Below are 532 nucleotides of genomic sequence, written 5' to 3' on the forward strand. Positions count from 1 at the left end.
TCACGCTGCTGGAGCCTGTCGTCGCGGCGGTTCTGGCTGTCCTCATCGTCGGAGAGCGTTTGCCGAACCTCGGATGGATTGGCGTGGTCTTGGTTGTCGGGTGCCTTGTCATCATCACGATGCCTATGTCGCTCGGCGGGCGATTCCGTGCAAAAGCGGATAGGCTCCAGCTTGGCGGCACGGATACTGCATCAATTAACTATGATGGCGTTACCAATGAAGTTACCGTTATGGTCGGTGATAATAGTGTTGCAATTCTCCGATCCACCGTCAATCTGTCCGGTTTTGAAATGGACGACATTGCCTTTATTTAATGACCACATGCCTTTTTGGAGTGCCCCCCTTGCCGATCTCTCGTTCATAAAGGGGAGCTACAAGTTGGTTCAGATATTAAATCAAGGTGACGAATTTTCGCAATGGGCAGATTAGAAAGTCAAACTGAGACTATTACAATATAAAGCTAAGGACGGCGTGAGGCGTGTTGCTCGGAGCAGACAAAAATTAATGCTCCGGGATCAGCCTCGCAACAATC

The 532-nt window shown here is 50.0% G+C and carries 1 pseudogene; it reads left to right on the top strand.

The annotated features are described in order from the left end of the window. Positions 1-314: pseudogene (locus A3722_RS24845) on the top strand (hypothetical protein); the annotation flags it as partial. Between the last annotated feature and the right edge of the window lie 218 nt (positions 315-532).

Source organism: Sulfitobacter sp. HI0027 (assembly GCF_001634775.1).
Taxonomy (GTDB): domain Bacteria; phylum Pseudomonadota; class Alphaproteobacteria; order Rhodobacterales; family Rhodobacteraceae; genus Sulfitobacter.